The sequence below is a fragment of the Terrabacter sp. P5_B1 genome (assembly GCF_056400505.1).
The window spans coordinates 1-8,890 of the sequence record NZ_JBFULD010000173.1; the positions used below are offsets into that span (position 1 = coordinate 1).

Here is an 8,890-nt window from a genome sequence, read left to right on the forward strand (position 1 = left end):
CCCTCACGGAGTGGGGGCGCGCCGTCCTCGACGAGGCGAGGGCACGTATGCCGTCCGGCATCGATGCGTCGTTCGAGGTGCGTCAGGCGTCGTCGATCCCCGGAGGGTTGCTCGAGCTGGCAGCCGACCTCGGCGCGTCCGCCGTCGTGCTCGGCTCGTCGAGCAAGGGGCCTCTCGGCCGGATCTCGCTCGGCAGCGTCACGGACCGGCTCGTGCACTCAGCCCCGCTGCCGGTGCTCCTCGCCCCGCGCGGCTATCGCGCCGGACCGACCGCACGCATCCGCCGGGTCAACATCGGCTTCGGAGGCTCCAGAGGCGCGGGCCACGTGGCGGTCGTGGGGGCTCGCCTCGGCGAGGCCCTCGGCGCGAGCCTGCGGGTCGTGTCGTTCGCCGTCCGGCCCCCCCGGAGGTTCTACGGCGGCGTGGAGGGGTCGGCCGACGAGCTCGTCATCGACCGGTGGGTGGTGCGCATGAAGGACGCCCTCGTCAAGGAGATGGACGGAGCCGATGCCGGCCGCCTGGGTGACCGGCTCGCCCGGTCGCTCGTCGTGGGTGAGGGTGTCTCCTGGAGCAAGGCCATCTGGGATGTCCACTGGAGCGACGGTGACCTGCTCGTCGTCGGCCCCAGCTCGTCGGCCCCGGCCGCTCGGCTCTTCCTCGGCTCCCGGGCCTCCAAGGTCGTCCGCTCGGCGCCGGTGCCCGTCTACCTGGTCCCGGCCCCGCGCAGCCACTGAGCCGACGCGACCCTCGACGCGCCCGACGCCCCTTGGCGAGGACCCCCGCGAGACGAGAGCCGCTTGGCGAGGTAGGGCGCCGTGGCACTGCCCTCGGCCCGTGCGACCCCCTCCGGAGTGCCCGCCGCCACGATGCGACCCCCCTCGTCCCCGCCGCCCGGGCCCAGGTCGATGACCCAGTCGGCGCTGGTGATCGTGTCGAGGTGGTGCTCGACCAGCACCACGGTGTTGCCGGCGTCGACCAACGCGTGGAGCTGCGTCAGCAGCAGGGCGATGTCGGCGGCGTGCAGCCCCGCGGTCGGCTCGTCGAGCAGGTAGAGCGCGTGGCCGCGGCGGGCGCGCTGCAGCTCGGTCGCCAGCTTGATCCGCTGCGCCTCACCGCCGCTGAGCTCGGTGGCGGGCTGCCCCAGACGCAGGTAGCCCAGCCCGACCTCGCGCAGCGTGATCAGGCTGCGGGCGGCGGCCGGGACGTCGGCGAGGAAGTCAGCCGCCTCGTCGACGGTGAGGGCCAGCACGTCGGCGATGTTCTTGCCGCGGTAGTCGATCTCGAGCGTCTCGGCGTTGTAGCGCTGACCGTGGCACGTCGGGCAGGGCGCATACGTGCCGGGCAGGAAGAGCAGCTCGACGGAGACGAACCCCTCGCCCTGGCAGGTCTCGCAGCGTCCGTCGGCGACGTTGAAGGAGAAACGGCCCGCTCCGTAGCCCCGCTCGCGGGCCTCGGGGGTCGCGGCATACAGCTTGCGCACCGCGTCGAAGAGGCCCGTGTAGGTGGCGAGGTTGGAGCGTGGGGTGCGCCCGATCGGGCGCTGGTCGACGCGGACGAGCCGGTCGAAGGACTCGAGGCCGGTGGCGTCGTCGACGTCGATCTCGAGCTCGGTGTCCTCCGCGTCGTCCGGGGCCTGGCCGAGGTGGCGCCGCACGAGCTCGGCGAGCACCTGCGTCACCAGGGTCGACTTGCCCGAGCCCGAGACGCCGGTCACGGCCGTCAGGACGCACAGCGGCACCTCGACCGAGAGGTCCTCGAGGTTGTGCCGGGTGATCCCGCGCAGGTGCAGCCACCCCTGGGGCGTGCGCTGGTGTCGCTGGACGGACTCGGCGCGTCCGAAGAGGTGCTTGCTGGTGATCGAGTCCTCGACGTGCTCGAGGCCTGCCACCGGGCCGGAGTAGAGCACGTGGCCTCCCTGCTCGCCCGCTCCGGGACCGATGTCGACGACCCAGTCGGCCCGACCCACGATGTCGAGGTCGTGCTCGACGATGAACAGCGAGTTGCCCGAGCGCTTGAGCGTGTCGAGCACGTCGAGCAGCGGCTCGGCGTCGGCGGGGTGCAGCCCGGCGGACGGTTCGTCGAGCACGTACACGACCCCGAAGAGTCCCGACCGCAGCTGCGTCGCGATCCGCAGGCGCTGCGCCTCGCCGGGGGAGAGGGTCGTCGAGCGGCGCCCCAGCGAGAGGTACCCCAGCCCCAGGTCGAGCAGCACCTGGACCCGCGCCACGAGGTCGGTGCAGATGCGCACCGCGACCTCGGTCGCCTCGCCGGAGTCGGCCGACGACGTGGCAGCCCCCGCGTCGGTGAGCTCGGCCACCGGACGGATGCGGGCCACCAGCTCGGTGAACGACAGGGCGTTGGCCTGGGCGATGGTCAGGCCCGCGAAGGTGACCTCGAGCGCGTCGGCCCGCAAGCCGGTGCCGTGGCAGGCAGAGCACGGGACGCTGCGCACGAAGCGCATCGCCTTGTCGCGCATCATCTGGCTCTTGGAGGTGGCCAGCACGTGGTGGACGTGCGCGCGAGCGCTCCAGAACAGCCCGTGGTAGCCGTAGTCGATGCGGTCGCGCTCCGGCTTGATGAGCACCTTGGGCTGCTCGTCGGTGAAGAGGAGCCAGTCGCGGTCCTTCTTCTTGAGCTTGCGCCACGGGGTGTCGACGTCGATGCCCAGCCCCGACACGATGCTGCGCAGGTTGACGCCCTGCCAGGCACCGGGCCACGCGGCGATCGCGCCCTCGCGGATCGTCAGCGAGGTGTCCGGGACCAGCAGCTCCTCGCTGACGTCGTGCTCCTCACCCAGTCCGTGGCAGCGTGGGCAGGCCCCGGCCGCGGTGTTCGGCGAGAACGCCTCCGCCTCCAGCCGGGACGCACCGTCCGGATAGGTGCCGGCGCGCGAGTACAGCATCCGCACCAGGTTCGACAGCGTTGTCAACGTGCCGACGCTGGAGCGCGAGCTCGGGGCTCCACGCCGCTGCTGGAGCGCCACGGCCGGAGGCAGGCCGGTGATCTCCTGCACGTGCGGGGCGCCGACCTGCTGCAGGAGCCGACGCGCATAGGGCGCCACCGACTCGAAGTAGCGACGCTGCGCCTCGGCGTAGAGCGTGCCGAAGGCGAGCGAGGACTTGCCCGAGCCGGACACGCCGGTGAAGGCCACCATGGCGTCACGTGGGACGTCGACGTCGATGTTCTTGAGGTTGTGCTCGCTGGCTCCGCGGACATGGACGTAGGGGTCGCTCGGGTCGTGGTGCACACCCCCTGTCTAGCCGCTCCCCGGCTGGTGCACACCATCGGGTGCTCCGCCGAGGTGCTCCGGCCTCAGGAGACGACGACGGCGTCCGGCGTCGTCGTGGTCAGCCGCATCCGGACCGGCACCTCGTCACCGACCTGTGGGGGAGCGACGCCGTCGGGAAGCACGATGAGGCTGCACTGCATGTGCGGCGGCTCGGCGAAGCGCGGCATGACGCCCGACACGGTGAACGGCGACCGCACCCGGTGGGCGGCCTCGAGCACGCCCTCGGTGACGGCGATCGCCCGCGACCGGGCCGTCGCAGCCGACGACGGGCTCTCCATCGCGACACCGTGCGACGTGCCACCGCTGACGACGACGAGGTGCCCGGCGGCGACGCCGCGTTTCCGGTAGCCGACGCGCGTGCCCTTGCTGACCGGTCGCACGTCGAGCACGTGCGCGCGAACCTCGTAGGACGCCTTGTCGGCATACCAGAGGTCGGTCCCGATGCGCGGCCGGAACTCGTGCTCACGGAATCGCTCTGCGAGAGTGGCCAGTCCGGCAGCAGAGACGTGCGAGACGAACCAGGTGAGCACGCCGGGGACGGCGGCGATGTAGCTCGCGATCTCCTCGACGTGACCGGTGCCGAGCGGCAGGTGCAGCGTCACGCCGACGGCGTCCGCCGACCCCGCGAGCTCGGCGACGTCGGCAGCAGGCGCCCCGAAGCGGTTCATCGACGTCAGGCCCTCGACGACGACCCGTGCATCACCGTCGACACCTCGGAGGCTCGAGACGTCGGCGTGCGTCGTCACCGTGTGGATGAGGCGACGGTCGCCGACATGCGGCTGCCCGGAGTGGATTGCCGCACGATAGGGCTCCATGACGAGCACGTCGCCACCGAATTCCGCCAGGGCGGAAGGGACCTCGGCGTACGTGCCGACAGCGATCATCGGGACGCCCATCCGGGTGGACTCGGCGCACAGCAGGTCGCGACCGAAGCCGTAGCCGTTCCCCTTGATCACCGGAACGACGCCGAGGTGGTCGGCGACGAAGCGGTCGTGACCGGCGCGCCAGCGCTCACCGTCGACGTGCAGGACGAAGGACACGATGGGTCACCGCCGCTTCATGTAGAGGTCGAAAGCCTTGTAGAGCAAGCGATTCAGCGGCAGATCCCACTCACCGGCCAGCCGCACGGCCTCGCCGCCCGTGCCCACCTTGAACCGGATGAGGCCGATGTGGGGGTTGGCCTCGTCGACGGTGTTCGTGATGCCACGCAGGTCGTAGACGGTGGCGCCCGCGGCCAGGGAGTCCTGCATCATCCGCCACTGGATCGCGGTCGAGCCCTGGAGCTCGCGCTTGGCCGCCGACGACGCGCCGTAGGAGTACCACGCGTGCTCACCGACCCGGATGAAGATCGTCGCGGCGAGGACGTCGCCCTCGTGCTCCGCGAGGTAGACGCGGATCCGCTCGGGGTCCTCGGACGCCAGGGCGGCATACATCTGCTCGAAGTAGGCGAGTCCGCGAGGCGTGAACCGGTCGCGCTCGGCGGTCTCGACGTAGGTGCGGTGGAAGTCCGGCAGGTCGGAGGCGTCACCGACGCGCACCTTCACACCGTTCTTGACGGTCTTCTTGATGTTGCGGCGCCACAGCTGGTTCATCCCGGCGAGCACGTCGGCCTCGGTGCGGCCCGCGAGCGGCACCTGGAAGACGTACTCCGGCTGCCCGGCGGCGAAACCGTCCTCGGGACTGAGGTGCCGGAAGCCGAGGCGCTCCAGCTGGGCGACGACGGCCGTCCCCACCGGCTCGACGACGTCCGGGGTCGCCTCGTCGTAGCGACGGACCGCCGGGTCGGCGATGGCGTCCTTGATCGTCGCCGTGCCCCAACGGTGCGTCGCGACGGGCGGCCCGACCCGCAGCGCGAAGGCGCCCTTGGCCTTGAGGTGGTCACGCAGGGCGCGGAGCAGCTCGACGAGGCGCGGCGAGGACCAGTCGATGCACGGCCCCTCGGGGACGTAGGCCAGCGACCGCTTGATCCGCGGCAGCGACCGGTGCAGCACCAGGGCGGCGCCGACCATCTCGTCGCCCGCGAACCAGCCGACCGACTCGGAACGCCAGTCCTTCTTCACGTCGGCCCACGCGGGTGTCTGCAGGAAGCTCGCCGACGGCTGGGTCCGCAGCCACGCGAGGTGCTCGGCTGCGGTGATGTCACGGACGGCGATGGGCGAGTTCACGCTGGCTCACGCTACCCGAGCGCGACGGCGCGGCCGACTCGCCTCGCCCGCCACCCGGCATACGCCCTCGGCCGGCAGCGCCGTCGGGTGCCGGGTCGCGGGTCTTGACCTTCGACCCGGTCTAGGGCCGAGTCTTCACCTCCTCGCGCCGTGCGACTGCGCTGCGTGCCAGGAGGCGGCCGACGCGATGACGCGTCGAGAGCATCCCGCCGCGGCTCCTAGACTGGTGGGGTTGTCCGGCCGCTGACGTAGTGCGGCACCGATAGGAGGAATGCCGTGATCGTCGCCACCGGGATCGAGCTGCGTGCGGGAGCGCGCCTGCTCGTCGAGGACGCCAGCTTCCGCATCGACGCCGGCGATCGCATCGGTCTCGTCGGGCGCAACGGTGCGGGCAAGACCACCCTGACGAAGGTCCTCGCCGGCGAGGGCCAGCCCGCCGCGGGCACCGTGACCCGCACCGGCGCCGTCGGCTACCTCCCGCAGGACCCCCGCACCGGGGACCTCGAGATCCTCGCGCGCGACCGCATCCTCTCCGCCCGTGGCCTCGACACCATCGTGCGCGAGCGCTCCGAGGCCGAGGCCCGGATGGGCAGCGACGACGACAAGGTCCGCGACAAGGCGATGCGCAAGTACACGCGTCTCGACGTCGAGTTCGAGGCCCAGGGCGGGTACGCCGCAGAGTCCGAGGCCGCGTCCATCGCCAGCGCCCTCAACCTCGAGGAGCGCATCCTCGGCCAACCGCTCGGTACCCTCTCGGGTGGCCAGCGTCGCCGCGTCGAGCTGTCGCGAATCCTCTTCTCCGGCAACGAGACCCTGCTCCTCGACGAGCCGACCAACCACCTCGACGCCGACTCGATCATCTGGCTGCGGGAGTACCTCCGCGCCTACAAGGGCGGGCTCATCATCATCAGCCACGACGCCGAGATGCTCGACGCCGTCGTCAACAAGGTCTACCACCTCGACGCGAACCGCTCGGCGCTCGACGTCTACAACGTCAACTGGAAGACCTACCTCCAGGCGCGCGAGACGGATGAGAAGCGCCGCCGCCGCGAGCTGCAGAACGCCCAGAAGAAGGCCGGCGCGCTCATGGCACAGGCCGACAAGATGCGTGCCAAGGCGACCAAGGCGACCGCGGCGCAGAACATGGCCAAGCGCGCCGAACGCCTCCTCGCCGGCGTCGAGGGCGAGCGCGTCCAGGACAAGGTCGCCAAGCTGCGCTTCCCGAAACCCGCCGCGTGCGGCAAGACGCCCCTGCGTGCCTCGGGCCTGTCCCGCTCGTACGGCTCGCTCGAGGTCTTCACCGACGTCGACCTCGCCATCGACCGGGGGAGCAAGGTCGTCGTCCTCGGACTCAACGGCGCCGGCAAGACGACGCTGCTGCGGATGCTCGCCGGGGTCGACACCCCCGACACGGGCGAGGTCGAGCCCGGGCACGGCCTGCGCCTCGGCTACTACGCCCAGGAGCACGAGAACCTCGACGTCTCCCGGTCGGTCCTCGAGAACATGAAGTCGGCCGCCCCCGAGCTCGGTGAGACCGAGGTCCGCAAGGTGCTCGGCTCGTTCCTCTTCTCCGGTGACGACGTGCAGAAGCCGGCGGGCGTGCTGTCCGGTGGGGAGAAGACGCGCCTCTCGCTCGCGCTCCTCGTCGTCTCGGCCGCCAACGTGCTGCTCCTCGACGAGCCCACCAACAACCTCGACCCCGCGTCACGCGAGGAGATCCTCGGCGCCCTCAAGACGTACGAGGGTGCCGTCGTCCTCGTGACGCACGACGAGGGCGCCGTCGACGCCCTGGAGCCCGAGCGCATCCTGCTCCTGCCCGACGGCGTCGAGGACCTCTGGGGCCCCGACTACATGGACCTCATCTCGCTCGCCTGACCGATTCGTCCAGCCGACAGCGCTACCTTGGCGCCATGGCATCCGAGCGGCGGGGACGACGTCGACGCGAGACGCGTTCGAGCACGGGGGAGAACCGCCTGTGGCCGGCCCTAGCGGTCGTCGTGGCGGCGCTCGCGTATGCCGTGCTCCCCGAGAGCCTGCTCGTCGGCCATCGTCTGGCGATCCCGGTCGTCGAGCTCGTGCTGCTCGGCGCCCTGCTCGTGACGAACCCGCGACGGATGGTGCGCCAGACACGGTGGTCCCGAGGCCTGTCCATCGCCCTGGCGTGCGTGGTCATCGCCGCGAACCTCGTGGCGCTGGGCATGCTCGTGCGCACCCTCGCCGCGTCGAAGCCGGGCGGGATGCCGCTCCTGCTCGCCGGCATGCAGGTCTGGCTGACCAACGTCATCGGCTTCGGCCTGCTCTTCTGGGAGCTCGACCGCGGCGGACCGGTGTCACGACACACCCTCGCCCGTGACCGGCTGCCGGCGGCGGACTGGCGCTTCTCGCAGGACGAGAACCAGGACACCGTCATCGAGGTCGCCGCGACGTCGAGCCAGCGGACCAACTGGCGGCCGGAGTTCGTCGACTACCTCTACGTGTCGCTGACGAACTCGAGCGCCTTCAGCCCCACCGACACGATGCCCCTGACGGCCCGCGCCAAGGCGCTCATGGGCCTCGAGGCGACGGCAGCCCTGCTCACGTCGCTGCTCGTCGTGGCGCGAGCGATCGGTGCGCTGGGGCAGTGAGGGCGGCGGGACGGCATACATAACCAAACGCTTTGGCTCAGATAATGGACGGTTATTGTATCTGGCAGGGGGCGTCGCGACACTGGATGGCATGCCGACCGACCACCACCTCACCTGCCCGTTCTGCTCGGGCGATGACGTGACACCGTTCCCCGACCCGACCGCCGCGTGGTCGTGCCTGGACTGTGCGCGCGTCTTCCGGGTCGAGCTCGTGCAGCCGGCGTCCGTCAGCGGGTGGGGCATCCTCCGGGTCGTCCTGCCGACACCGGCCGCGGGGGCGGCCGCGGCCTGATCGCCGAGGCGGCCGGGTGACCCGCGGATAACCTGCGTCCATGACGCATCCCCACCTCATCGTCGAGACCGACGGGCCCGTCCGCACCCTCACGCTCGACCACCCGGAGAAGCGCAACGCGCAGACACCGTCGCTGTGGTCGGCGCTCGCCGACGAGGCGCGCTCGGTCCCCGAGGACGTACGCGTCGTCGTAATCCGCGGCGCCGGTGACGCCTTCTCCGCCGGCATCGACACGGCGATGTTCACCCCCGAGGGTGTGCCGGGGGAGGAGAGCGTGGCCCAGCTCGCCGCGGGAGGTGCGGAGGCCATCCAGCGGGGCATCGCGACCTACCAGGAGGGTTTCACGGCGTGGGCCGAGTGCCCGGCCGTCGTCGTGGCGCAGGTGCACGGCTACGCCATCGGCGCCGGCTTCCAGCTCGCGCTGGCCGCCGACCTGCGGATCGCGGCGCTCGACGCGTGGTTCGCGATGCGCGAGACGAGCCTCGGGCTCGTGCCCGACCTCGGCGGCACCGGGCCGCTC

The 8,890-nt window shown here is 71.5% G+C and carries 8 protein-coding genes; 5 read left to right on the forward strand and 3 right to left on the reverse strand.

Going from position 1 to position 8,890, the window contains the following annotated elements:
- Positions 1-734, forward strand: a 734-nt coding sequence (locus AC1DP0_RS13260) for a universal stress protein (RefSeq protein WP_478085024.1), incomplete at its 5' end; no start/stop codon positions are given.
- Here the strand turns inward: AC1DP0_RS13260 and uvrA are convergent.
- From uvrA to AC1DP0_RS13275, 3 genes are all read right to left on the reverse strand, one after another.
- A complete protein-coding gene (uvrA, locus tag AC1DP0_RS13265) occupies positions 704-3,247 on the reverse strand; it encodes an excinuclease ABC subunit UvrA (RefSeq protein WP_478085025.1) in 2,544 nt (847 codons plus the stop codon). The two genes, AC1DP0_RS13260 and uvrA, sit on opposite strands and share 31 nt — an antisense overlap.
- 65 nt (positions 3,248-3,312) lie before the next feature.
- Positions 3,313-4,329: an alanine racemase gene (locus AC1DP0_RS13270; RefSeq protein ID WP_478085026.1), complete on the reverse strand. Its 1,017-nt coding sequence runs from the start codon at positions 4,327-4,329 to the stop codon at positions 3,313-3,315.
- 6 nt (positions 4,330-4,335) lie between these two features.
- Positions 4,336-5,454 carry a lipid II:glycine glycyltransferase FemX gene (locus AC1DP0_RS13275; RefSeq protein WP_478085027.1) on the reverse strand — a complete coding sequence of 373 codons (1,119 nt, stop codon included), beginning with the start codon at positions 5,452-5,454 and terminating at the stop codon, positions 4,336-4,338.
- Positions 5,455-5,730: 276 nt separating this feature from the next.
- On the opposite strand from AC1DP0_RS13275, the gene AC1DP0_RS13280 reads away from it, so the two are divergent.
- The 4 genes from AC1DP0_RS13280 to AC1DP0_RS13295 all read left to right on the forward strand — a co-directional run.
- Positions 5,731-7,329: an ABC-F family ATP-binding cassette domain-containing protein gene (locus AC1DP0_RS13280; protein WP_478085028.1), complete on the forward strand. Its 1,599-nt coding sequence runs from the start codon at positions 5,731-5,733 to the stop codon at positions 7,327-7,329.
- Positions 7,330-7,364: 35 nt separating this feature from the next.
- Positions 7,365-8,078, forward strand: a complete 714-nt coding sequence (locus AC1DP0_RS13285) for a hypothetical protein (protein ID WP_478085029.1) — start codon at positions 7,365-7,367, stop codon at positions 8,076-8,078.
- A 91-nt stretch (positions 8,079-8,169) separates the two neighbouring features.
- Positions 8,170-8,370 (forward strand): hypothetical protein, encoded by a 201-nt coding sequence (locus AC1DP0_RS13290; RefSeq protein WP_478085030.1) that lies wholly within the window; start codon positions 8,170-8,172, stop codon positions 8,368-8,370.
- Between the two features lie 40 nt (positions 8,371-8,410).
- On the forward strand, positions 8,411-8,890 hold a 480-nt coding region (locus AC1DP0_RS13295; RefSeq protein ID WP_478085031.1), incomplete at its 3' end, for an enoyl-CoA hydratase/isomerase family protein.

Coding starts and splice junctions, on each gene's coding strand:
- AC1DP0_RS13290 (WP_478085030.1), top strand. CDS start 8,170: ATGCCGACCGACCACCACCTCACCTGCCCGTTCTGCTCGGGCGATGAC.
- AC1DP0_RS13285 (WP_478085029.1), top strand. CDS start 7,365: ATGGCATCCGAGCGGCGGGGACGACGTCGACGCGAGACGCGTTCGAGC.